The organism is Leptospira chreensis (genome assembly GCF_016919165.1).
In the GTDB taxonomy this organism is placed as follows: Bacteria; Spirochaetota; Leptospiria; order Leptospirales; family Leptospiraceae; genus Leptospira_A; species Leptospira_A chreensis.
Window position 1 is genome coordinate 97,813 of sequence record NZ_JAFFPS010000071.1, and the last position, 24,283, is coordinate 122,095.

General features: G+C 39.6%; 27 protein-coding genes. 18 read left to right on the forward strand and 9 right to left on the reverse strand.

The features are described from left to right. Window position 1: 1 nt before the first annotated feature. From JWG41_RS18735 to JWG41_RS18760, 6 genes are read left to right on the forward strand one after another with little or no spacing between them, the layout of a single operon-like run. Window positions 2-1,024: a zinc-dependent alcohol dehydrogenase gene (locus JWG41_RS18735; protein ID WP_205271329.1), complete on the forward strand. Its 1,023-nt coding sequence runs from the start codon at window positions 2-4 to the stop codon at window positions 1,022-1,024. Further along, window positions 1,021-1,866 carry a DUF4846 domain-containing protein gene (locus tag JWG41_RS18740; RefSeq protein WP_205271330.1) on the forward strand — a complete coding sequence of 282 codons (846 nt, stop codon included), beginning with the start codon at window positions 1,021-1,023 and terminating at the stop codon, window positions 1,864-1,866. The genes JWG41_RS18735 and JWG41_RS18740 overlap by 4 nt, the downstream gene beginning before the upstream one ends. Next, window positions 1,863-2,999, forward strand: a complete 1,137-nt coding sequence (locus tag JWG41_RS18745) for a hypothetical protein (protein ID WP_205271331.1) — start codon at window positions 1,863-1,865, stop codon at window positions 2,997-2,999. Before JWG41_RS18740 ends, JWG41_RS18745 begins: the two co-directional genes overlap by 4 nt. After that, the gene (locus JWG41_RS18750) at window positions 2,986-3,576 is read left to right on the forward strand and encodes an LOG family protein (protein ID WP_205271332.1); all 591 of its coding nucleotides are present in this window, start codon (window positions 2,986-2,988) and stop codon (window positions 3,574-3,576) included. The genes JWG41_RS18745 and JWG41_RS18750 overlap by 14 nt, the downstream gene beginning before the upstream one ends. Window positions 3,577-3,602: 26 nt before the next feature. Then, window positions 3,603-4,415, forward strand: coding sequence for a hypothetical protein (locus JWG41_RS18755; RefSeq protein ID WP_205271333.1), 813 nt, complete (start codon window positions 3,603-3,605; stop codon window positions 4,413-4,415). Window positions 4,416-4,460: 45 nt separating this feature from the next. Further along, a complete protein-coding gene (locus JWG41_RS18760) occupies window positions 4,461-5,129 on the forward strand; it encodes a hypothetical protein (protein ID WP_232374115.1) in 669 nt (222 codons plus the stop codon). Window positions 5,130-5,173: 44 nt separating this feature from the next. Here JWG41_RS18760 and JWG41_RS18765 read toward each other — a convergent pair whose 3' ends face one another. From JWG41_RS18765 to JWG41_RS18775, 3 genes are all read right to left on the reverse strand, one after another. Continuing rightward, entirely contained in the window at window positions 5,174-6,142 is a 969-nt protein-coding gene (locus JWG41_RS18765; protein ID WP_205271335.1) for a hypothetical protein, read from the reverse strand. 211 nt (window positions 6,143-6,353) lie between these two features. Further along, entirely contained in the window at window positions 6,354-7,064 is a 711-nt protein-coding gene (locus JWG41_RS18770) for a YqjF family protein (protein WP_205271336.1), read from the reverse strand. Window positions 7,065-7,079: 15 nt separating this feature from the next. Further along, complete coding sequence (locus JWG41_RS18775; protein ID WP_205271337.1) at window positions 7,080-7,805, reverse strand: hypothetical protein; 726 nt, start codon at window positions 7,803-7,805, stop codon at window positions 7,080-7,082. Window positions 7,806-7,875: 70 nt separating this feature from the next. Here JWG41_RS18775 and JWG41_RS18780 point away from each other — a divergent pair, with 70 nt between their 5' ends. From JWG41_RS18780 to JWG41_RS18805, 6 genes are read left to right on the forward strand one after another with little or no spacing between them, the layout of a single operon-like run. After that, window positions 7,876-8,520, forward strand: coding sequence for a hypothetical protein (locus JWG41_RS18780; protein ID WP_205271338.1), 645 nt, complete (start codon window positions 7,876-7,878; stop codon window positions 8,518-8,520). A gap of 58 nt (window positions 8,521-8,578) precedes the next feature. Further along, window positions 8,579-9,760, forward strand: a complete 1,182-nt coding sequence (mreC, locus tag JWG41_RS18785; RefSeq protein WP_205271339.1) for a rod shape-determining protein MreC — start codon at window positions 8,579-8,581, stop codon at window positions 9,758-9,760. Beyond that, entirely contained in the window at window positions 9,757-10,272 is a 516-nt protein-coding gene (gene mreD / locus JWG41_RS18790; RefSeq protein ID WP_205271340.1) for a rod shape-determining protein MreD, read from the forward strand. Before mreC ends, mreD begins: the two co-directional genes overlap by 4 nt. Then, the gene (mrdA, locus tag JWG41_RS18795) at window positions 10,269-12,206 is read left to right on the forward strand and encodes a penicillin-binding protein 2 (protein WP_205271341.1); all 1,938 of its coding nucleotides are present in this window, start codon (window positions 10,269-10,271) and stop codon (window positions 12,204-12,206) included. The genes mreD and mrdA overlap by 4 nt, the downstream gene beginning before the upstream one ends. Continuing rightward, complete coding sequence (gene rodA / locus JWG41_RS18800; RefSeq protein ID WP_205271342.1) at window positions 12,206-13,720, forward strand: rod shape-determining protein RodA; 1,515 nt, start codon at window positions 12,206-12,208, stop codon at window positions 13,718-13,720. Before mrdA ends, rodA begins: the two co-directional genes overlap by 1 nt. A gap of 8 nt (window positions 13,721-13,728) precedes the next feature. Next, window positions 13,729-14,493: a hypothetical protein gene (locus tag JWG41_RS18805; RefSeq protein ID WP_205271343.1), complete on the forward strand. Its 765-nt coding sequence runs from the start codon at window positions 13,729-13,731 to the stop codon at window positions 14,491-14,493. On the opposite strand, the gene JWG41_RS18810 is transcribed toward JWG41_RS18805, so the two are convergent. Next, on the reverse strand, window positions 14,479-15,411 hold the full coding sequence (locus tag JWG41_RS18810; RefSeq protein ID WP_205271344.1) for a bifunctional riboflavin kinase/FAD synthetase: 933 nt from the start codon (window positions 15,409-15,411) through the stop codon (window positions 14,479-14,481). The two genes, JWG41_RS18805 and JWG41_RS18810, sit on opposite strands and share 15 nt — an antisense overlap. Window positions 15,412-15,447: 36 nt before the next feature. Between JWG41_RS18810 and JWG41_RS18815 the strand changes: the two genes are divergently transcribed. Then, window positions 15,448-16,017 carry an LIC10729 family protein gene (locus JWG41_RS18815; protein WP_332461315.1) on the forward strand — a complete coding sequence of 190 codons (570 nt, stop codon included), beginning with the start codon at window positions 15,448-15,450 and terminating at the stop codon, window positions 16,015-16,017. A gap of 10 nt (window positions 16,018-16,027) precedes the next feature. Here JWG41_RS18815 and JWG41_RS18820 read toward each other — a convergent pair whose 3' ends face one another. Continuing rightward, window positions 16,028-16,372 (reverse strand): STAS domain-containing protein, encoded by a 345-nt coding sequence (locus tag JWG41_RS18820; RefSeq protein WP_135601399.1) that lies wholly within the window; start codon window positions 16,370-16,372, stop codon window positions 16,028-16,030. A gap of 118 nt (window positions 16,373-16,490) precedes the next feature. Between JWG41_RS18820 and JWG41_RS18825 the strand changes: the two genes are divergently transcribed. The 4 genes from JWG41_RS18825 to JWG41_RS18840 are packed head-to-tail and all read left to right on the forward strand — an operon-like array spanning window position 16,491 to window position 19,322. Beyond that, entirely contained in the window at window positions 16,491-17,210 is a 720-nt protein-coding gene (locus JWG41_RS18825) for an LIC_12936 family protein (protein WP_205271346.1), read from the forward strand. 15 nt (window positions 17,211-17,225) lie between these two features. Then, complete coding sequence (locus tag JWG41_RS18830) at window positions 17,226-17,936, forward strand: J domain-containing protein (RefSeq protein ID WP_205271347.1); 711 nt, start codon at window positions 17,226-17,228, stop codon at window positions 17,934-17,936. 11 nt (window positions 17,937-17,947) lie between these two features. Then, on the forward strand, window positions 17,948-18,964 hold the full coding sequence (locus JWG41_RS18835) for a type I phosphomannose isomerase catalytic subunit (protein ID WP_205271348.1): 1,017 nt from the start codon (window positions 17,948-17,950) through the stop codon (window positions 18,962-18,964). A gap of 55 nt (window positions 18,965-19,019) precedes the next feature. Then, window positions 19,020-19,322, forward strand: a complete 303-nt coding sequence (locus tag JWG41_RS18840; protein WP_232374116.1) for a hypothetical protein — start codon at window positions 19,020-19,022, stop codon at window positions 19,320-19,322. A gap of 18 nt (window positions 19,323-19,340) precedes the next feature. Here the strand turns inward: JWG41_RS18840 and JWG41_RS18845 are convergent, their stop codons facing one another. Genes JWG41_RS18845 through JWG41_RS18860 form a run of 4 tightly spaced genes read right to left on the reverse strand, consistent with a single transcriptional unit; the run spans window position 19,341 to window position 23,182 of the window. Further along, window positions 19,341-20,201 (reverse strand): pirin family protein, encoded by an 861-nt coding sequence (locus tag JWG41_RS18845; protein ID WP_205271349.1) that lies wholly within the window; start codon window positions 20,199-20,201, stop codon window positions 19,341-19,343. Further along, window positions 20,198-21,262 (reverse strand): glycoside hydrolase family protein, encoded by a 1,065-nt coding sequence (locus tag JWG41_RS18850; protein WP_205271350.1) that lies wholly within the window; start codon window positions 21,260-21,262, stop codon window positions 20,198-20,200. The genes JWG41_RS18845 and JWG41_RS18850 overlap by 4 nt, the downstream gene beginning before the upstream one ends. 15 nt (window positions 21,263-21,277) lie before the next feature. Continuing rightward, a complete protein-coding gene (locus JWG41_RS18855; protein ID WP_205271351.1) occupies window positions 21,278-21,820 on the reverse strand; it encodes an SRPBCC family protein in 543 nt (180 codons plus the stop codon). A gap of 42 nt (window positions 21,821-21,862) precedes the next feature. Beyond that, window positions 21,863-23,182 (reverse strand): MFS transporter, encoded by a 1,320-nt coding sequence (locus JWG41_RS18860; protein WP_205271352.1) that lies wholly within the window; start codon window positions 23,180-23,182, stop codon window positions 21,863-21,865. A gap of 46 nt (window positions 23,183-23,228) precedes the next feature. Here JWG41_RS18860 and JWG41_RS18865 point away from each other — a divergent pair, with 46 nt between their 5' ends. Then, entirely contained in the window at window positions 23,229-24,203 is a 975-nt protein-coding gene (locus JWG41_RS18865) for a cysteine synthase A (protein ID WP_205271353.1), read from the forward strand. Window positions 24,204-24,283 lie beyond the last annotated feature (80 nt).

Genomic DNA, 24,283 nt, shown 5'->3' on the forward strand with positions numbered 1-24,283 from the left:
TATGCGTCGACTCATGTTTCGTAAAAAGGGAATTTTAGAGTGGGAAGAGTTAGATCCACTTTCAATCACCGGAGAAAATCAAGTGATTGTAGAACCGGTCTCCATCGCTCGTTGTGATTTGGATTTACCCATCCTTCGAGGAGAAACTCTATTTCGTGCTCCTTTTCCCGTAGGACACGAGTTTGTTGGTAAAATCAAATCGGTCTCTGAAGATTTGACAAGTTTGTATTCAGTGGGAATGACAGTTGCCGTTCCCTTCCAGATTTCCTGTGGTTCTTGTCCGAGTTGTTTAACTCATCATACCAATTCTTGTGAATCCGTTCCATATACATCCGCTTATGGAATGCCACCTGGAGCCCAAACTTTTGGCGGTGCCATTGCGGATGAAATCAAAATTCCTTTCGCAAAACAGATGCTATTTGAAATTGATAAAAAAATAGATCCGGTGGGAATCGCAAGTCTCAGCGATAATATTGCCGAAGTTTGGAAATTGGCAGGAAGATTTTTAAATCAAAGAAAAGATCCGAAGGTTCTCGTTGTCGGGGGTCTCGCGGGAAGTATAGGACTCTATACAGCTTTGTTTCTCCACCAAACAAAGACAGCCGAAGTGTTGTATGTTGATACCGATACAACAAGAATCCAATTGGCGGAATCTTTAGGAATCCCAGTGGAATTTTTCACAATCTTCCCTAAACCCACAAAAAAATATGATTTGGTTTGTGATGCATCTGCAAACAAACAAGGTTGGGATTTTGCCATTCGTTCTCTCGGTAGAAACGCCATTTTTAGTTCTGCTTCTATCTTTTGGACCAACCAATGGGAAATACCTTATCTGGAAATGTACAACCAAGGTGTAGAAATTCATTTAGGACGAGTGGAATCCAAAGATTCCATAGAAGCTCTCTACCCGTACATTCTTTCGGGAACCTTCACACCAGAAAAAATTGTCACAAGAACTGCTAACTTTGATGATGCGAAAGAAGCATGGCTCGAAGAATCCATCAAACTGGTGATTACAAAATGAAATCCACGAAACCCCAAGGGAAAAACTTATCTAATTCACTGAGTTGGTTTTATGTATTTTCGATGGGGTTTCTACTTACAGGATTACCATTTTTTTTGCCAAACCTATATGCAGATTCCATTATGGAACGATTTCCAGCACCAGGTGGATTCCAAAGGGTTCGATTTGCAAACGAAAGTTTTGCGACGTATTTACAAAACTTCCCTTTAAAATCCCAAGGAAGTTCTGTTTTACTCTATGACGGAAGGATCAAACCCAACCAAGTCCATGCGGCCGTTTTAGACTTCCCTCTTTTACGAGAAGATTTGATCCAATGTGCCGATGCTGTGATGAAACTAAGGGCTGAGTATTTTTATTCGCGAAAACAATACGATCAAATTCGTTTTAAAATCAGCAATGGAATGGAAGTGGAATTTTCACGGTTTACCAAAGGAGAACGTGTCCAAGTCACAGGAAACAAATCCCAATGGAAAAAAGGAAAATACAAACAAGGAACGGGTCGAGATGTATTTGAAGAGTATTTACGATTTATCTATATCTATGCAGGAACCATTTCTTTAAAATCAGAACTTAAGAAAAAACCCATCCAAAATTTAACTCCTGGTGATGTATGGATTGAGGCCGGTTCTCCGGGCCATGTGGTCATGGTGGTAGACCAAGTAACAGGAAAAGGTGGACAAACTTTATTTCTTCTGGCACAAAGTTATATGCCTTCTCAGGAGATGCATATTTTGAAATCTGCAAGTCAATACTCACCTTGGTTTGAAGTTCCCGAGAACCAATCCTTTCCCACGCCGGAATGGGAATTTCCTACAAAAGAAATTTATGGATTTGTAAAATGAAGTATTGGTTGTTGTTATTCGTATTTACCGTTGGTCTTTCCGCAGAAAGCTACGAAGAAGAAGTCCTTCGTTCTATTGAATCCATCCGAACCATCAAAGCTTCCGAAGACAAAAAGGAAATTGGAGAATTCAATTCTTTGATGGATGCCAACTGGAAAACATTTTCAGAAAAAAAATCAGTATCGATCCCAATCATTCATTCAAAGTTAAAAGAAGAACTTAATTCTAATTCACCGAACCAAATGGTGTTACTCGATCTAAGTTGGTATTTGACCGTTTCCAGTCCAGACAAGGAAACATTGGATACTATTCTGAAAACATACGAATCCATTGACTTTCTAAATCCAACTATAGCTCAAAACATACAGCAGTACTTTCGTTTGGCTTTATTTCTGAGCGAAAAACAAATTCCTGGGTTTTTGAACTCTATCGATAAAAGATTTTTACGAAATGAGAATAGATCTTTTTTTATCCCACAACATGTGGCGATGGTTTCTCCTCATGCACAAAGAACTCATCTATATGGTATTTATGGAAACCAAAGTGTTCCACATTTAATCAATATACTCAAAACAGAAAAAGATACCAAACTCAGGCAATCCATTACGAGTATTCTTAGAAGGATTTGTACTCCATACTGTGCTAATGATATTTATGAAATGTTAGAAACTGAACAAGACCATTCAACCTTTGTTAATGGAACTTATATCTTATTAGATAATGCGGGCCAGGTAGGAAAGGATCTTTATTTAAAACTAAATCCCAAGTCCCTCTCCAAAGAAACACAAGATTATTTCATTAGCGAACAAAACTATGTTAGAAATCAAAACTACGATTTTTTTATTAACAAACTGAAAAAAAAATTTGGAGAGAGTTCCAATGATTTTTCTGAGGCAAAGTTATTGTCTGAAATTGAAAAGATGATTCAAGAAAATGGTGAATCTCATTCCATCCATCCCTTAGACTTTTTTTCGAGTACAATCAAAAATGAAATTCTAATCGAAAAACTCATTGAATCTCGCAGAAAATGTTTTTTACGAATCAATCACCATGGAATGCAAGACATCGATCTAAATAATTTAATTTTAAACACTCTCTATTATAAAGAATCAACCAAAAATGAATCAAATTAAAAACATTGCAGTATATTGTGGATCATCCCCCGGACTTGACCCCTACTATATGACCGCAGCATATGAGTTAGGTGAATATTTAGGTTCAAACCAAATTGGTTTAGTGTATGGGGGAGCGAGCGTAGGCCTTATGGGTGCTGTGGCCAACGGATGTTTGTCAAAAAATGGATCAGTCACCGGTGTATTGCCCAAATTTTTAAAAAAGAAAGAAATCGAACATGCGGGACTTGGCCAACTCATCCTCGTGGAAAGTATGCACGAAAGGAAATTAAAAATGTTCGATTTGTCCGATGCCTTTGTGGTTTTACCTGGAGGACTCGGAACCATGGAAGAGTTTTTCGAAGTCATCACTTGGTCTCAGTTAGGTTTACACCAAAAACCCATCATCATCTTCAACTGGCTTGGATTTTATAACCCCCTACTCACTCTCATGCAAAATATGGTGACCTCAGGGTTTTTGAAAAAAGAAAATGCCGCCCTCGTACAAATTCTAGAAACTTCTAAGGATCTATTACAAACCATCCAAAACTATTCACCGTCTAATACGGAGAAATGGTTGTCGGAAGACAATGTATAAAGTTTTTTAACTAGAAAGGAACCTAAATGTACGTCCGACTTTTTTCTTATACAGCGTTGATTTCCTTCGTTTTTGGTACGGGACTTTTATTTCTTTGCTTCGGTTCCATGAATGCAAATCCTGGGCACGGAATTGATGATGGCCGGCTCCATGAATATGAAACCAGCCAAAACTACAAAAGAAAACTTTCTCCAGAACAACGAAGAATTTTTAATGTGCCCACTGTACCGGTAAAGCTAGATGTAACCAATTTCGAAAATATTGTTACAGATAAAACTGCCTATCCCTACATCCAAACAACCATAAATTTTGTGGAAGGCCACCTTTCCTTAAAAGCATTTTTGTCGGATGGGAGTGAAGTTTCCTACTCCACACGTGGCGAACACATCCGCTATAACAAGTGTTATGGAGATATTTGTATAATAGTCTCTCAGAAAAATTTATTAGGCGTTAGTAATTCAAGTATTGAATGGGAAAAAGGTCACTTTTTTGGGGAAGAACAATATCGAGTGGCAACGGGTCATAAATCGGCTTTAGTCATAAGTGACAGAAAAATGTATTTATTTAATGGATATACCAATCATTGGGAAACCATAAGTTTAGAGCAAGAAACCATTCGATCTTTTGCCAATTTATACGATAAAGCTGCCATCATCACCACACGCAGAATTCTTGTGATTGATCTTCCATCAGAGACCCAATTCGAACAGAATTTACTGCTTCGAGGCATCTATCAATTTGAGATGCGAGATGCTTTTATCAATTTTTATTCTGGAGATAAACTTTGGATGTTTCGCCATCAAACAGAAAACTTCGAAGAGGTAGATTTAACGGATTGAAAGTGGCACCGCGATAATGGGTATGTCTAGATGAAATGCAATCAAATGATTTCAAAAAAATGGATTGTCGTTCTTTTTTTCTCTTTCCATGCTTGTGCCTTAACTCTCATATCTCCAGGACTCAATTCTCATTATAGATTAGATAACGTAACAAATATAAAATTTGAAGAAGCGGCCTTTTATGGCTCCAAACACTATCATCATTCTGCTTTTTATATAGAATCAGAAAACCTAAAACTCATAACTCGTGATATCAACAATTCCACATTCAATAAAGAGGAAAAGTTGGCGATCAAACCGTTTGATCCAAACAGAATCCATATTATGTATGAGTATTGTTTTGATAAGGAAAAAGAAATTAACATAACAGAAGATATCGAAAATCATCACTTTCAATTAAATGACAATTCATACGAATCTAGAATTTCCTATTTTTATCCTTACTCCTATTACAAAAGAGGGAGTAGAATTTCTAAAAAATTTCCTTTCTATATGAATGATGATTATCCTTATAACAAAGTAATCCTAAAAACAGGAACCGACTTTCTGATGTGTATTCGAACCATTTTGGTTTTTAAGAAAGACGATCAAAAAAACAATACAAACGAATTCGAAATTTTAACTCCCAGAAATTCACATATTTCTTACAGTTATGAATATAAAAATCAGTTCGTATTATATAAAAACGAAGGAATGGATTTTTCTGCTAAATGACCATATGCATCCATAGATCGCAAGACTAGAACCTTTTTTAAAATCTATTTCTGATGACACCCAACACAACTGAATGGACTGTTAATCATCATCGTTGGATAATTTGGCGCTTGTTGTTGTAATGGAATTTTTCGGAAATGAGTCACATTACTTTCTGCATTTTTCATTCTGCTTTCCAGAATTTGAATGAATTTCCAGTCCTTATACTGTTTTGATTTTTTTGCGTTTAAGTAAATTTTGACTGCTGTTTCTGGATCACCACTTTTGACTAACATGTCTCCCATATTTAAAAAGAAACCTTCAAAATTATGAGGAGCAATCCAACTATTCCAACAAGCTCGTTTGTTTCCCTCTTTCGTTTCTAAATTCATATATTTTTGAACATCGGGATTACTTCGATCGACTGTTTCGCCGACACATAAATTATAATTTTCCCACTGCATCTCCAATGCTTCTTTGAATTGGGGTGAGTCGTGCGGCAACTGGCTGAGAACAAATCCTGCAGTGAAATAATTGAATTCAGGCCACATTTGGATCGCATCTTTTAGTTGGAAGTATCCTTTTCGAATTGTAGGTTCATCATTGTCAACCGTACCTTCCGCAAGAGTACAGGAGCCAAGAAACCCAAGGTAACGGGCATCCTCTGTATTTAGTTTATAGGCTTCCGAAAAATATTTTTTACAAAGAGTCATATCATCCGTGATGGTAGCAGGGACCTTTGCCATTCGATTCCTTTCTGCCAATCTCCATATATGAAGCCAACCCGTACGTGCTGCCAAATCCGGATGGTTCGGATTTTCGAGATAAGCAGCTGTTAAAAGTTCAATCGCTTTTGGAATTTGATGATAATCGCCGCCATGAAGTGTTTTCCAAAAAAAATCATTCGCCGTTTTGGCTAACTCGGATTCGGTGGTATTCTGTTTTTTACTGGGAGCCGTGGATATGGCAAAGAAGGCACAAGAGAAGTGAAGTATCGCAGTTACCAGAACAAGATATACAATGACTTTTTTCATAGGATCGATTCACCTTATTTAAGTTTGAAGGATGACACTAAAGAATATAGTTTCAAGTCGTATTTTGAAGCTAAAGACTTCCGAATTTAACTTTTTATTTCTTTCATCGATTCTCAATTGAATCAATTGATTCTATATTATCGGATTCGAAACTCCTAAAACCAATGAGTGCATTTAGCACTTTGTATATTAATAGCCAGCCATTGCCCTGTTACAGATTCCAAGCCACTACTTTGACTCCTGGCGAATAATGGCATAATGCTGGATGCTGAAAATCGACAATGTGATTCCATTGATTGTATTGGATCTCTAAACCTCCAATATCGATACCATATAACTCCCATGGTTTATGATGAACTTCCAAAGGGATGGGATCATTATTTTTACCTTTATATAAACAATATCTTTCCGTTAGCCATAAATCTAATTTTGAAGAATTGGATTGTTGGTTTGTAATATTGAATTCAATTTCTATTTTGCCTCGTTTCCCAAACAAAGAATACGAATTTGCGGATCTTTTAATTTGCGAATGTTGGTAAGGTAATCCAGAAAGAAGATTTGCGATTAAAGTGGGAATCAATTTTTCTGCTTCAATGCTTAAGAAGTATACACCTGACTTATTTTTACTTTTTACATAAGTTCGCAAATTCACTTCATGAAAATTGGAAAGGTACTGGATTGGGAATGTATGTCTAGTATGGATTTCATTCATGGAGAAGGCAACAACCGAAATCCAATAAGACCCATCGAAGGAATCCAATTCCAAAGAAGCTGGAACTAAACCTCTGATTATTTTCTCTTCAATTTGATAATGTAAAAAGATAACACCATTCCACTCTTGGTACCAAAACCATTTTTGGTTTGGCATTTTCCAAGGCCTATGTTCGGTGCAAGTTAATATGTCTTCTATTTCTTTATTCATTTGTATATTTACAAACTAATATAAATCATGTTTGTCTAATTGAATCATTACCACGTTTTGAGTGGCTCCGAAAATTCCATGGAAGGCAAGAAAAGGTGCATAGGGATAATATACAAAAGCAGGGGCAAAGGCAGAGGAAATACTTAGATAAAGACCCCAAAGTGTTCTTTCCGGATTGAGTTCGTCTTCCTTTGGAATCGAAAATTCAAAATTTTTGTTTTTTTCTGTTAAATCAAGGATGGGGCAAAAATTAGCAGACGATTTAAGTAAAAACAATTGAGTACCTTGAAAATAGTTCAAAAAACAATTTGGTTCTTTATAATCGCTTTTTGCATAATTTTTATTTGTACCGAAATAGATCGTATGAAACCCCTGGATACTTTTGTAAAAAGGAGTTGTTTGAGATGGCAGTAATGAGATAGAGCCTACAAATTTACCTTCAGGAATCTCAAGGGTGATCGAATCTCCTTCGATCGTTTGTTGAAAAGAATACTCTGCTTCATACTTATAGTTTTCGGCAGCAAACGAGTTTAGGTTTTGGAGAGAAACCTTCACCTTTGTTTTTAGATCCTTGAAGTTGTTGAGTTTAATGGTAATCGTTTTTTGGTGACTCAACGAATTTTCTAGGGAAACTTTTTTTAGTTCTGCCGTGGTTGTATTTGCACATTTAATTAAAAAAAGTAGGATGAATAAAAAATTGATCCATGGAATCATTTTTATCTTAGAATTCGGTTTTCCCATCTAACTCCAAGTTACCTCATCCCTCTCCCAACTAAAGCACAAAATGGAAAATCCATACGTCTAACAACCAATGTTTCCAGAAAGACCAGTTTGGATTTGGAAGGGGGATCATGAATTTGCCCTGGTACAACTTGTCCTGCTCGTTCTTTTCTTTTACCTTTCGTTTCGGATCTCGGCCTATATCACCCAAAGGATAGAACTCATCCGAATGCATAGCAAACGTTTGGATCGTTTGGCCTTTCGCGCCGGCTGCAACCAAGGAGAACGTAAACTTTTACAGTCGTTTTACTTCCAGCTGGACAGACGCCACCGGGTGATCCTTGCCCACAACCATGCCAAAGAATACCTTCGCCAACACTTGCTCACTTACGTATCTTCCTTGGACCAAGCAGATTTTCCGGCCTTCCTTTCCCTCATTTCAAAATTTCTAGGAAATGCCAGCGACCCCAGGCCTCTCTTCCACATTCGGGAATTTGCCATTGTCCAAATGGGATCTAAAACCTATTTCGCACAAGTGGTAGATCCTGGTGCCGGGGAAGTGCGACTGAAGTTGGGGTTTGTCGGTGGGTCCTTTCCTTCTGCGGACAGCGTTCGGGTCACCGTCTTTCGTAGTCCCAAAGGATTACAAACCATTCGAGGCGGGGCAAAAATGGCCTCTCCCTCCTCATTTTATTTCCTTCCTGAAGTCACGGGCCCAGGCGACTTCAAAATTTAGCCAAATTCGATTCGCGCTTGAAATATTATTTCCAATAAAATTAATGTGACATAAGTCCATGAAGTGGAATCGCATCAATCAAAATGACGAATTGTTTTCCCTACTCTTCGTATTCCTGTTTTCCTTTACTTCCCTAATTTGGAACGGCAACTTCATGGTGAGAGGGATTGCCAGCTTTCAGGGTGTAGGCGACTTTTTTTCTGGGTCCTTTGATTCCTTCGGATCCTTAATCAAAAGTAGCTATAACAAACTGGAGTCTTTCGAACGTGTCCGAGAAGAGCGCGACTCTTGTTTGAACGTGATGGAAGAATACCGCCAACTTTCCAAAGATGTGGAAAGACTCAAATCCGAGAATGACATTCTCAGACAAGAGTTGAACTTCCCACTCCATACGGATTACCCTTCCGTTCGTGCCGAAGTTTTGAGTGTTCGTTTGAATGCCATCTACCGCACCATCATCATCAACAAAGGTTCCGAAGTCGGAATCAAACCTTATATGCCAGTGGTCGCTCGGGCCTTGGATGAAAAGGGTAAATTTACAGAAGCACTTGTAGGTAAGATCATTGCTGTTTCCAAAGGATCGGCCGTCATCCAACCCATCATCAATTCCAACTTTTCTATGGGTGTTGCCATTCCAGGAACTAACCTTTGGGCCTCTCTCAATGGGAACAGTGGTCGCGGAACAGATGTTTTGTTAGATTACATTGATGCAGGGATTGTGATTGATCCCAAAGCCATTGGTAATTTTCCCATGGGTCCAAACCCACCACCAACTTCAGCAAACACAATGTTTACAGAAGGATTTAGTAAAATTGGAAAAGCTGTATTTAGTTCTGGTGGATCGGGAGTTTTCCCTTCCGGAATCCCTGTGGGAACCATTATCGAAGAAGGCCCAAGAAATGGATCTTTCAAAACTGCCATCTTACGCCCGTTTGTTGAATTTGACAAACTTCTACATGTAATTGTTCTAAAGAAACAACCAGAGAAATGGCGTGAAGAATGGCCGGCAGAAAAAACAATTCAAATTGATGGTCCTTACTTTGGAGAAATCGATTTTCCAAAAGAAAAAGATTATAATAAAAAAGGAAAAGAACAGGAAAAGAGGCAAGGTAACTTCCCTTCTACTTTCGGAACTCCTCAATACACAAAACCATCTGTGAATACAAATACACCTGATTCTACACCAACTGCCCCATCCACTCCTTCTACCCAAGAAGGACCTAAGGAGACATCACCATGATTTTAGATAAACTTTTTATCATCATTGGATTGTTACTCTCCCATTTCTTAAATGGATCGAATTTGTTTGAACTAGGAAATGCCGTTCGACCAGACTTTATGGTGATCTTTGTTGTCTTTTTTGCACTAAGAAAAGGCCCACTCTATGGACTATGGCTTGGATTTTTTGGCGGCCTACTCACCGACACCGCACTCGGTGGTGAAATCGGTGGAGACAATATTGTTTATTACAAAATTGGACTCCATTCCTTTTCTTATGCCATCATCGGATACATCGTTGGTAAGGTGATGCGAACTTCCTATACGGAAAATTATATTTCCATTACCATCTATATCCTTGGATTTACATTGGTTTCAAGAATCATTACTTATCTATTGTTTTTGATGTTCTTTCATTCCAATCAAAGTTATTCCTTTTTGTATGTTTCTTTGTACAACGCATTCATCGGTCCGGCCTTGTTCTTTTTATTCTCCTGGGCCTTCCGATTAGATGCAGATGAGGTGAGGCAATGAGCCAGTCGGCATCTGAGTTTCGCTTAGAAACTAGTTTTCGAAAACGACTGTACTTTTTTACAGGTATGGTTGTTTTCACATTAACAGCCTATATCCTTCAGTTATTCAATCTACAGATTGTACAAGGAAGTGAGAACTCCCTAAAAGCCGAACGTTTTGTCCGCAGAAGTGAGTCTATCCCTGCTGATCGTGGGAATATTTTTGATCGTAATTTTCTCACTCCGGAAACTAGCCAACCTCTGGTTTCCAACTCCGCATCTCTCGACGTCATTCTCAATACAAGTTTACTGAAAAACGATCCAAGAAAGGTAAAAGATTTTATTTATAAATTCTGCGAAGCCCTTTCCATCCCCATCGTTTATTACGAAAAAGAACTCCAAGACTCGCGAATGATTAAAAAAATTCGTTCGAGAGAACCTTTTGTGCTTTTAGAAGGGATCTCACGCGAACAACAAGAACGAATCCTTGTTTTAGATAATATCAATAAATATGTTTATTTAGTTTCTTCGCCAGCACGTGTGTATCATATGGGGCCTGCTCTCTCGCATGTAACTGGTTATGTGGGAAAACCAACAACGAGCGATCTTCAAGAAAAAGAAATCAAAACCTACCAACTCATTGGTAAAGGTGGGATTGAATCTCTTTATGACACGACTCTTCGTGGCCAAGACGGGTTCCGCATCCAAAAAAGAAACACCGAAGGAAATATCGAAGAAGAACGAGTCATCGAACATTCGGTTCCTGGAAACAATTTGGTTCTCACCATTGATCGAGATATGCAGATTGCCGCTTATCGTGCCCTAAAGGGTGTTAGGGGAACGGTTCTAGCTATCAAAGCAACCACTGGTGAAGTTTTAGCCATGGCATCCAATCCATCTTACGATCCCAATATCCTTTCTGGAAAAAACAAACTGGATCGTTCCAACCACTTTACACGTGTTACAAACAACGGTGGTTTTTTAAATTTAGCAATCCAATCTAGGTTTCCACCCGCATCCACTTTCAAAACCCTTGTGGGCCTTGCTGCTATGGAAAGTGAACACAAAATCAATTTTGATCCCAAACAAACATTTTCTTGTCCGGCAAATTTTACATTGAAGTCAACATTCAAAGGGGTACCGGACCAAGTATTTTATAACTGGGACAAAAAAAATCACGGGGATCTCAACTTGGCCCAAGCCTTGGAAAAATCCAATTCCGTATATTTTTACCAATTAGGATATAAATTAGGCGCCGAACCAATCCTCGCCTACTGTAGGTTATTCGGTTTAGATAAAAAATCGGGAATCGACCTTCCTGGGGAAGCAACAGGTTTCATTCCCAGTTCTGATTGGAAAAAAAGAACTTATGGAAACAAGTGGTTTGATGGGGACACAGTCAACCTTTCCATCGGCCAAGGTTTTATTTCAACCACTCCGATTGAGATGGCTCTGTTTTATATGGCTGTCGTGAATAATGGAAAAATTTATAAACCCTATGTGGTTTCAGAAATCAGAAGCCCTCTTGATAACTCCCTCATCCAAAAAACAGAACCAACAATTTTGAGAGATATCCCCCTCAAACGTTCAACGGTTGAAGCATTGAAAGAAGGATTGTATTTGGTTGGGTATTCGGGAACGGCATCTGGTGTTCTCAACTCACCAACCCTTCCTGAAATTGCCGGTAAAACGGGAACGGCACAAACCAGACGAAGAGGAGCTTCTTCCTCAAACCACGCTTGGTTTATTGGATATGCGCCAGTCAATGCACCTCCCGAAAAACAGATATTAGTTGCAGCCTTCGTAGAATATGGTGTAGGTGGCGCAGCTTCCGCTGCTCCTGCCGCAAGAGAAGTATTTAAAGCTGCCTTTCCACCAGGATCTTTCCCAAGAACGGACAGGTCACGGGCCAAAACCATGCTAGAAGAAGCACCAGTAGAACAAGAGGCATTTTAATGGCTGATCGCAATACCGAAAAACTCGATTTTTTTCTCATCTTCTCCGTAGTCCTCGTGGCAATGGCGGGAGTTCTCACATTGTACACACAAGAAGCCAACACCGCTGATGGACTGGGTCGTTGGTACAAACAATTTACCTTTGTATTTGTTGGACTTGCTGCCATGTGGTTTATGTCTAGGATCAACTACCAGTTGATTGGTTCCTATGCTCTTTTCATTTATATCTTTTCCATTGTACTACTTGTACTCACACTGATTCCTGGAATTGGATACCTTCCTTCCGGTCGGGGGGCTCGTTCTTGGTTAAAACTAGGACCCATCACTCTCCAAGCCTCTGAGTTTTCGAAACTCGCAACAGTGATTTTACTTGGACAGTATTTGGTTTTAAAAGAAAAAGAAATGCACAAAATCACAGTACTCATTGTGCCATTTATCATCTGTTTGGTGCCGATGCTTTTTATTATTTTGCAACCAGACTTTGGAACGGCAGTGTCTTTTTTACCCATGTTATTCACCATGTTGTATTTAGGTGGAGCCGATATTTTGCACGTTGGATCCCTGCTCACCTTTGGTGGGATTTCACTGATGGTTCCCATGTATCTTGCTTACTCCCAACTAACACTCATTCAACCTTTGGTGGATTTACTTCGCAAAGATAACAAGGTAGAACTGGTATCGATCGTAAACCAACTCCAAGGAAAAATTTGGCTCATCTTGGATGGAAAAAAAGTATCAGGCCTTACCTTACCTGGTATCGAAAATCCTAAAAATCTACAAATGATTCGGGAAGCCGCAGAAATCGTAAAAGATGAATATGCGAGTGTCGGTTATAAAATCCTATCGAACGAAGCCTTTATGTTTGGCCTGGGTGGAACTCTCGCTCTTATTAGTTTGGTGATGATTTTTATTCGTATCGCACGCGGATCCAAAAATCTGAGAAACTATTATATCACGATTGGGATTTTAGGACTTTCCATCCTCTCAGCCATTGCCGTCCACAAATCCATTCCTTTCCGAGAAAACCAAGTCATTCGACTCACTGCCTTTCTAAACCCTGACCAATTCAAACAAGGTGCGGGTTACCAACTCCGAGCCTCCAAACCAGCCGTAGGTTCTGGAAAGGTTTTTGGGAAAGGACTCTTTCACGGGGAGATGACAGAAGGAAGAATCCCTCATGTTCCCGAATCGGGAACAGACTTTATCTTTGCATCTTGGGCAGAACAAACTGGATTTTTTGGAAGTGTATTACTTCTATTCTTTCTAATGTCGATCCCACTGCGAGGACTCCAAATTAGTTTTGAAAGTAAAGACAGGTTTGGTTCCCTACTTGCTGCCGGAATTGTTGCCATGATATTTTTCCATATCGCCATCAATGTGGGGATTGTGATTGGACTTCTCCCTGTAACGGGCGTTCCACTCACATTTATGAGTTACGGAGGATCGCATTTGGTGATGGCGATGACTGCTGTGGGAATTATTCTTTCGATCAAAAAACGTAAGTTTGCAAACTAAGAACCGCCATGAAACCGACCAAAAAAGTATTGGGGGCAGAAGAGTTCTTTCAGACCAAAATCAAATTAGAAAATGAATTGATTCGTCTGGAAGAACTGGAAAGAGATTCGAAAAATTGTATCACAAACATGATCCAACTTTCTGAAAAACTGATTCAAATTTCACAAACAAACGAATCCCCATACTTTTTACAAAGAAGCAAACGCCTAAATACAGAAGTCCATAAGTTCCAAATCAAAAATGAATACAAACAGAAAGAGTTCGATTCTTTATTTCATATCTTAGACAAAATCAAATCAGAAGATAAAATTGAGTTTTTAGATTCTGCTTTAAAAAACCGAATCACTCGGATTGCCACTCGTCTCACAGAAAAAAAACAACCACAAGTTCCATCACAAAGGCTTAATGGAAAGTTGATTTTTATTTGTTATGTGTTAGAAGGTGTCCATTTTCTAATTCCTAAAAAGAGTTACCGCATTCTTAGAAATATCCCTGCCTTCAAAAAACAATTAAAGATAGGAGATAAGTCCATTCCTTTATTTCCAGGCCCTGGATTTGTACTCATGGAAGAAGGTGAGAAAAAACAAAAGAATGTGATTCTGATGAAAGATTCATCAAAGGAAGAACTTGGATTTTATTTTGATGAACTGAAAGAAGATTGGGCCGTATCCAAAACATCTCTAGAAGGATTACTCGAAAAAGATTCTACGAACGGACAGGTTTTAGGAAAAATCAAACGAAAAGGAAAGTTATACCACTTAGTTAAAATTTAAAACTTGGACACAGGTATTTTTGTCTTTTGCGAGTTGGCCTTTTAATTCTTCCAATCCCCCAAACTTTTTTTCATCTCGGATCTTTTGAACAATTTCTAATTCTAGTTCTTTGCCATACAAATCGCCATCAAAATCAAAAATATTCACTTCGACATGAAGACCCAATCCATCAAAGGTGGGGTTGTGTCCAATGTTGACCATTCCCTTATGGTCTTTTCCATCAAACTTCGCAAAACAAGCGTAAACGCCAATGGTGGGAAGAAGTTTATCATCCGGCACTTTGATATTTGCCGTAGGAAATCCGATCGTTCTTCCTCGTTTGGCACCTTCAAAAACAATTCCAGAAATATGATAGTTCCTTCCTAAAAGAACTTTAGCCTCTTCCATTTCTCCTTTTTCCAAAAACCCACGGATGAGAGAAGAAGAGATTTTGCTTTCTTTTTTTAAGACGGCTTCTTTTAATTCCACCGCATAACCATATTTAGTTTTATTTGAATCTAAAAGTGTGAAATCACCGCGGCGCTCTGCTCCAAAAAAATGATTATAACCAATGACTATATGTTTGGCGTTCAAAATTTGGATCATAATTTTTTCTAAAAAGTCTTCTGCAGACATTTTAGAAAGTTCCAAAGTAAAATCCAAAACAAGTAAGTAGTCGATGCCGAACCCACTGATGAGTTCTTCTTTTTCCTTTTCGGAAGAGAGGTATTTAAAATTTGGTTTTTTGCCAAGAACCACAGAAGGGTTTGGATAGTAGGTAACAACCACAGAAGGGATCCCTAGTTCCTTTGCTTTTTCCACAGTTCGAAGGAGTAAGGTCTGGTGGCCTACATGGATCCCATCGAAGTTGCCGAGAGTCAAGGAGGAGCCATTTTGAAACTCGTTTTGGATCAGTTCTAAAGAGCGAATAATTTTCAAAGGGGGACTTGTCTCGTAATCCGATACTTGTACTAGGTGCTTCCATTGAAACTACGAATCCTTCTCCTTACGGCAATCTTTTTATCAAACTTGGTTTCTGTGTTCGCATCAGACTCTATCATTCCCAAACAGGAATTTGGATTGGAAGAAGGCCTCCTCCCAGAAGACATTGCCACCTTCCCCGAACTGAAAACTTGGGCCATCTACCAGTCTTATGAATTGGAACCGGACGGCGCCCACCTCGGGTTGCAAGACTACATTTGTAGGATGGTACCAGAAACAGGACTTCGTTTCCTTTTGGAAAAACCCATCGTTTCCAAATCCACAGTGTATCTCTATTTGGACATAACTCGGTACAGACCTTTAAAAGGATCTAAATTCAAACCGAGAAAATTGAACCTCCTTGTGAATGGAAGGCCCAAACTTTCTGTTTATGCTGACAGAAACCAAAGTTTTCCCAATCCCATTGAAATTCCTTTGGAACCTTCTGAGTATCCTGATGGAAAGATTTATGTCGATCTCGTCCCAAGCAATAACTCACTTGGGCGTTTTTGGGGGGTTTGGGATGCGTTTGTATTGGAAAATCGACTAGGAGCGAGAGAGTAAAAAGAAACGACTAAACTGCGTATTTTTCGCGGTATTCGTCTTCGCCAATGGTTTGGAAGTAACTAGTAAGGCCTGCCACTTTGAAAACCTTCTCGATCGCCGGTTTCATATTGGCAATGGAGAACTTTCCCTTCAGTTCCTGGACATAATTCAGCTGTTTGATGAGCATTCCAATTCCAGAGGAATCAATATAATTGAGTTTCTCTAAATTGATGATGACATGTAGATTTTCAGTGGGTTGAGTGGGAACATTGGTTTCCAGGAAGTTTTTAAAATCCAGGGAAGTGTAAATGTCCAAACTTCCAGAAATGCTGATCACATAGGCGTCTGCATTTTTTTTTAGATTTATTTCCATGGGAGACCTTCCGCAAGGATCGGGTTTTTGCGTTTTTTATCAACCTTATTTTTAACAAATTAATGATTTCATTTCAAAAGTCGAAAATATATATAGAGTCTACTATCTGGGAGTTCGTATGCGCATCTCGTTTGTCCTAATTCTATCCTTTCTACTCACCGTTGGCCTTTTTGCTGCCGACGAAAAAAATGAACCTGTTAGCCAATCAGATTCTAAAAAGTTAAATCCGGATGGAAGCATTGCTCTCATTCCTTATAACGCAAAACAACAACAGAAGATCGAAAGAATCGGCAAAGAAATCGATGATTACCACGCAGTGATCAACGATAAGGTGAAATTCCTAAGTTTCGAAAAGAAAATCAAAGATAGCCGTTATGGTCAAGTGACCAATGCAAGGGAAATCCACCTACCCTTTGAACCACGTTATGTCCTACACAGTCGTTTCGTTATGAAATTGAAAGGTGGTGGCGGAGCGGAAGGTGGCGGATTTTCATTAGATGAAATTGCTTTTTGGTCCAGAAAATCACTCACGGAAAGAGGCAAAGACCCAGTCACCACTTACCGTGAATTAAAAAACAATACAGCTGGTGGAGTGAAAGGACTAACACTTTCTGTTCGCACTGTAACTAATGCAGATGACAATACACTGAACTTAGAGTTGGAAAAAATCCAAAGCCCATGGGAAAGACTCCGTTTAGCAGCTGCATACCGAGATAGACTCCGTGAAGTGGCAAGAACCATTGACCGATACATTCAAGCAAAAGGTAGTTTAGAAACTCGAGTGGTTTCTGAATCCGTATTGGAAGTTTCTGTCAGCGGGGACTTTCAAGAACCATAATACTGTGAGGGTGGAATGAGTCACACCATACCACCACAACAACCTACCAACCTTTACGAAGTCCTAGAGATTCCTTTTGGAGCCACGACGGAAGAGATTAAAACCTCTTTCCGTCATCTGGTGAAACAATTCCACCCAGACAATCCTCTCACTGGTTCCTATTCCAAATTCCAAATCCTCTATCTCGCCTACCAAACCCTAACCGGAGAGGGACGAAAATCATATGATGAGGAATTCAAAAAAAACTACGCTCGCGAATTTGTAAAACGCAAACTAGAAGAACATCCGGTAGTCCTGCCAGTTTCTCGGGTTCGATTCACAACCGGTATTTTAGAACTCGCCAAACGCGGGTTAATGAGAAAAGGATTTCGAAACAAAGACAGGCGAAAAGTCACAGGGATCGATTATGATTTGATCATTGATTTAAAAGAATCTGAAATTATACGCCCTGTGATTGCCGTCATCCCTCTCACGGTAAGAATTGTTTGCCGAGATTGTATGGGTGGAGATCCCCATTGTCCCGCCTGCAGTGGACGAGGTAGTTACAAAGGTTACAAAAATCTCAAAGTGGAATTTCCCAAATCGGCTCTTTTGCATGGAAAGGTTTTTGAATTTGATCTCTCCAAATTCCGACCCGATTCCTTCACCCATTTTAAGAAAAAATACCTAAGGGTGAAACTCTTGGTTCATAAAAATATCCCTTTACGGGTTAAGAGTACTGTCTAAAAAGGAAATCGATGGAAAAGATTCCCAAAGTTCTGTTTTTGACCCCCCTTTATAAGGAAAAAATCTGGGGAGGTCGGAAACTCGAGACTACACTGGGTCGAAAAATTCCAGAAGGGGCCATCGGTGAATCTTGGGAAGTCTCGGTTTATGGAACCGATGTTTCTCCCATTCAAAACCCCGAATTTCAAAATCTTCCCTTAACAGACCTTATACGAAAAGCTCCCAATGAAGTTCTAGGCAAACCATTTACAAATTCAGGATTACCCTTACTCGTAAAGGTAATCGATGCCAAAGAAAAACTTTCTGTCCAAGTCCATCCGGATGATGCATACGCACTCAAATACGATCCAAAATCCAACGGCAAAAAAGAATGTTGGTATGTTTTGTACGCTGACCCCGGAGCCGAGCTGGTAGTTGGATTTGATACTAATACAAATCGCGAAGAATATTCAGCTCTTGTAAAACAAAACCTGGGAGAGACGGTTCTTAAAAAGTCGAAAGTGCAATCCGGGGATGTATTTTTATTAAACCCCGGAACCATCCACGCCATTGGAGGAGGAGTTTTACTTTTAGAAGTACAACAGTCTTCCGATTCCACCTACAGAGTGTACGATTATGGTCGTTTGGGTGATGATGGAAATCCAAGAGAACTCCATTTAGAAAAAGCATTGGCTGTTCTCAATTTCCAAAAATCAGATGGTTCGGAAAAAAAATCAAAACAACTAATCACCTACCATCCATTCCCTCGTTACCTGTTCACTTCTAACGATAAATTCCGATTGGAATCCTGGGAGTTTCACCAAGCACAGAACTTCACCTTTTCTACGTTATGTGATCCGGCCGCGTTCGGAATTTTTTATACAATCTCTGGATCGGTTTATTTTCCTGAATTTCAGAAACTAGTAGGACCGAATGAAACCTTTATGGTCACGGCTACTGGCTTTTCAGAAACCATTTCTGCCTTTGCGGAAACGGGAACCAAACTCGCTTTTATGTCTGCTGGCTCCGATACTGTAAAATATCAATAACCTCCCCTATTGACAATCGTATAGATTGGGTATAATAGTTACCAGAGAGGATTCTATGAAAAAAATATTTACCCTATTACTCGTGTTAGCATCTACTTCAGTATTTGCTTTGTCTGACTTAGAGAACTTGATGATTAAAGAGGCAAATTCTCCAGAAAGTAAACAAGCAGCACGCTCCTACTTAAACTCCATGGCAAAAGAGAAAGAAGCAAATGCTGTACGACACGAAAAAATGGCGGGAAACAAAGGTGGAAAGGCAATCACCGAAGCGAAGTTTAAAGAACATTGTTTAAACCTAGCAAAAGAATTTCGATCAGAAGCAGAAGAATACAAAAAAGCTGCGGATGAGTTGAAATAAATTTCTAAATCTTAACTTTTAATTGGGTAAAGGAATTCTGTCTGTTTCCCCGGGAACTTTTGGAAATTCATCTTTTACCCATCTTTCTTTTGCTCTCTCAATCGCATCCTGACTTGTAGAAACAAAATTCCAAAAGATATGTCTTTTTTCCGTAAGTGGTTCTCCACCAAGTAACATCAAACGACTGTTTTGTTTGGCTTTAAATTTTACAGAACTTCCTTTTTCAAAAAGAACCATGGACCCAATCGCATAGGATTCGCCATTGGCTTCGATAGAACCACGAGATACATAAAGCCCAGCCTCTTCCTTGTCAGAAAGAATCCAATCCACGGTTTCAACCGAGGGACTCACTTCAATGTCTGCATAAAACAAGGGAGAATGTACAGTCGCCGGTGATTGTAATCCCAAGAAACTACCACCTAACAACCGAAAGACCAATCCATCTTTTTTAAGAACTGGGATCTCCAATTCAGAAAAATGTTCAAAACTAGGATCTATTTCTTCTTTTTCTTTTGGTAGAGCAATCCAGGTTTGAATGCCTTCTAAAACTTCGTATTTGGGATCAAATTTAGATCGTTCACTGTGTACGATTCCAGAACCGGCAACCATCCAATTGGTTTCGTGTGGCCTGATGTCCATTTCTACTTTCAAACTATCACGGTGAGTAATCACACCATCATACAAAAAAGTGATGGTAGCAAGGCCAATGTGCGGATGGGCTCGAACCACAAGTTCTTGTCCCGTGACCACGGGGACTGGACCAAAATGGTCAAAAAAAACAAAGGGACCCACCGAACGTTTTTCCATAGCAGGAAGAACGCGGCGGATGATAAAATTGTCTCCTAAATCTTTGGAATGGCCTTTGAGAGAACTTGTCATTTCCGTTTAGACTTACTTTTTTTTGGATTTGGTTTGGATATTTTCTTTTTCGGACTAGGCTTTTGTTTCTTTGCCGGTTTGTTTATTTTTCGTACAGGACCAGTTGATTCTTCTACCTTCCCTACAAAAAGTCCGATGGCTTCTTTTCCTCGCGACCAATGGGCTTTGTCACGAGCATTGAAGTAAAGGATGAAGATTTTTTCTGCTTCCGAATACTTTACATCACAAGCATAAACATGGCTTGCCTTCCATCCTTTTCCTGTGGGGCCAAGAATGGGTGTTTGGTTGATCCGTTCAAAATGAAGTCCATCTTCACTTTGTAAAAACAAAATAGCAGAACAGGATTCCTTTCTTACCGGATTCCAAAAAATACCGTTTTGAAATCCCAGATAACGTCCGTTCCATTCAATCACTTTTAAAGAACCGGCACCCAAGTTACAAAAAGGATCCATCTCACTCGGTGAAAGAATCGGATCAGAAAAATAAGAGAAAGGTCCGAGCGGAGAAGTTGATTCTGCAACAGTGATATGTTTAGGTTCACAAAATCCACAATCGGGAATATAAACAAGGGAAGAAGAAAAGTACATTCTGTACTTTTTTCCAAACCTCACCAAACAGGGATTACTGACAGAATCACCATACTTTGGATCTTTATGAAAAGGGAATTTGGGTTCAATGACGGTTTTTGGAGTCGACCAAGATTTCAAGTCTTTACTGGTTCGCACTTCAATTCGTGATTTCCATTTTCTGTAAGGAAACCAAGGCATTAGGATCTGTAAAAATTGATACTTTTCGTAATAGAGATAATACGTTCCCTCTTCTTGAAAGATAAAGGGGCGCATGGCATTCCAAATGACAGTTTTTCTTTTTTTCCAATGGATTCCGTCTTCAGAAAGAAATTCTTTTACACCAAACACATTGTGTGCAAAGAGATGCCAAAGACCGTCGGGAGCGTTTTCAGGAAATAAAAAACTCGGATCCGCCAAAACGGGCGACGGGAATCCGGGTTTTAGAATGGGATCGTCTTGGTAGAGTTGCCAATAGATATTTTGTTTGTTCAATCGAAATGAATTTCCTTATTTTTCTAAGACAACTTTGAGGTTGGATAGTCCCTCTTCAAAGTCTTTTCCTATCAATTCTTGAAAATCCATAAAAAGGCAAATTAAATTGGAGGGGTAAGGTACAGAACCATCAAATCCCCAGATGACTTTGGATTTTTTTTGGTCCAAAGAAGAAACCTTCATATAACTACGTTCGGTGGCCTCCATGGGTTCCAAGAAACGAAGTTCGGTTTCCATCTCCAAAGTATCCGCATTCACCATTTTGATTTCTTGTTCGCCAGTTCCCACTTCACTGTCCAAACTTTCCCAGCGAGAAATGAAACCAACAGACCCGTCTTGGCCTGTGAATATTCTTTTCATGTTGGTATCTTTTTTTGCCCAGACGCTATACTGGTCTTGGTTCTTCAACATTCGAATGTACGCAAATACATCCGAAGCTGGTTTGGCAATATCGATGGAACGTTCTACCTGATAATGGGTAGGTAGAAAGAGGGCCACGATGAGTGGGACGGCGATGATGCCTATAATTCCTATGGAAATTTTTTTGCCGAGTGTCATAAGTAAAGAATGTGATCTAAATTTTTAATTTAGTCAATTTATTTACCCACGCGGTTTCAAATTCCAACTGAAAATAAGAAGAACTATAGCAATCAAAGTCGATACGAGAATGGCGGACAAAGCCACGTCCCAAGAGTATTCTGTGGCAAGTACGGCAAGACCTTTGCCTTGAACAGTCCTTCCCAAAGATCCAAAAAGTCCAATAAAACCGGCGGCCGTTCCCACTGCTTTTTTGGATGTGAAATCCATACCCGCAACACCTAACAACATAACAGGTGGATAGATAAAAAGTCCAATGAGTCCAAACAAAAGATAATCAATCCATAAAGATCCAGGAGGGTTCAGCAAAATTCCTAAAAAAGCAAAGAAAATGGGAATGATACAAAGTAAACTCACCATTCCTCGTCGCCCATCAAATTTGTCAGAAACCCATCCCATAAGAATTGTGGAACCAATCCCTCCAAATTCCAAAATCAAAGTAGAGTATCCACCACCCACAAGATCGGCTCCTTTGGTTTCTTTTAAATATGTGGGGCCCCAATCAATCAAACTATAACGTATGATATAAACAAAAAAGTTGATAATGGCAAAGAGCCAAATGTATTTGTTTCGCAGCACTTGTTCAACAATCAATTGTTTGGTGGTAAGTTCAGCTTCGTGGTCTTCTTTTTCTTCTGGGGGATAATCTTTTCTATAAACTTCAACAGGAGGTAGTCCTTCTGATTGAGGTGTGTCCACAAGTCGAATGTACAAATACGCGCTACCTAAAAGAGCAATGACTCCCGGTACAAAAAAAGCATACTGCCATCCCAACTGCGATGCGGAATGAGAAGCGACCACTCCCACAAGTCCGCCTCCAATATTATGTGCAATATTCCAAAATGCAAACGTAGTACCCCGTTCTCGTACGGAATACCAATGTCCAAGAGAGCGTCCGCATGGTGGCCAACCCATTCCTTGCACAAGACCATTGGCTCCCCATAAAAATAGATGAATCCAATAATGATTCGCAAATCCAAAAGAAAAATTCAAAATGGCGGTAAGAAACAAACCCACTGCCATAAACTTTCGGGGATTGGAACGATCGGAAAGTGCTCCCATCAGAAATTTTCCAATTCCATAAGTGATAGCTGTGACGGCAAGGATGTCGCCTATATCTGCTTTTGAATAGGACAACGCTTCTCCAATTTCTTTGGAAACGGGAGAGAAGTTGTTTCGTGTTAAATAGTAGGTCGTATAACCGAGGAAAGTTGATTCTAATACTCGGAAACGAAATTTCGGATACAGAGATTGAATTTCTGATTCCGATTTTTGCGGTATGGATGGAGCAGGAGCGAACCATAGGCGAATGGTTTGTAACATAGACTTGGATATGATAGTCTAAACAAAAGGAGTCAAGTCGATTCTCATGAAAACAGATATACGAAACGGATTTATTGATACTGTAGGAAATACCCCTCTCATACGCATCAATTCCTTAAGTGATGAAACAGGATGTGAAATTTTAGGCAAAGCGGAGTTTTTAAATCCTGGTGGATCGGTAAAAGACAGAGCTGCCTTATACATCATCGAAGACGCAGAAAAAAAAGGCCTCCTAAAAAAAGGAGGAACTGTTGTGGAAGGAACAGCAGGAAACACGGGCATTGGTCTCACCCATATTTGTAATGCCAAAGGTTATAAGTCCGTCATCGTCATTCCAGAGACGCAATCTAAAGAAAAAATTGAAATGCTACGCACGTTAGGTGCCGATGTAACACTGGTCCCTGCAGTTCCTTATGCGGATCCAGGAAATTATGTACGAGTTTCAGAACGAATTGCATTAGAAACACCAAACTCGGTTTGGGCCAACCAGTTTGATAACTTAGCCAACAGAAATGCTCATTTTGAAACCACAGGGCCGGAGATTTGGGAACAAACCCAAGGCAAAATCGATGTTTGGACGGCATCTCTCGGAACGGGCGGAACCTATGCGGGAACAGGCCTTTACTTCAAATCGAAAAACCCAAAGATCAAATGTATTGTAGCCGATCCTTATGGATCGGGAATTTATTCCTTTGTCAAAACAGGAAATATCACGATCGAAGGTTCTTCCATTACGGAAGGGATTGGGCAAGGTCGAATCACAAAAAACATGGAAGGAATGCCGGCAGATGACGCCATTCGTATTCATGACAAAGAAGCACTTCGCATACTGAATTTGGTTTTAAAACAAGATGGATTGTTTATGGGAGGGAGTGTGGGGATCAACTTGGCTGCCGCTTACCAAATTGCCAAAGATTTAGGTCCGGGACATACCATAGTCACTGTGTTATGTGATAATGGGGCAAAATACCAATCTAAGATTTTTAATCCTGAATTTTTGGCATCCAAAGGACTTATTTAACCAAACAAGAGTTCGTTTTTTGAAGTCCATTTTTGCAACTGTTTCTCAAATGAGAGGCAGTTGTCATTGATTCCCCTAAC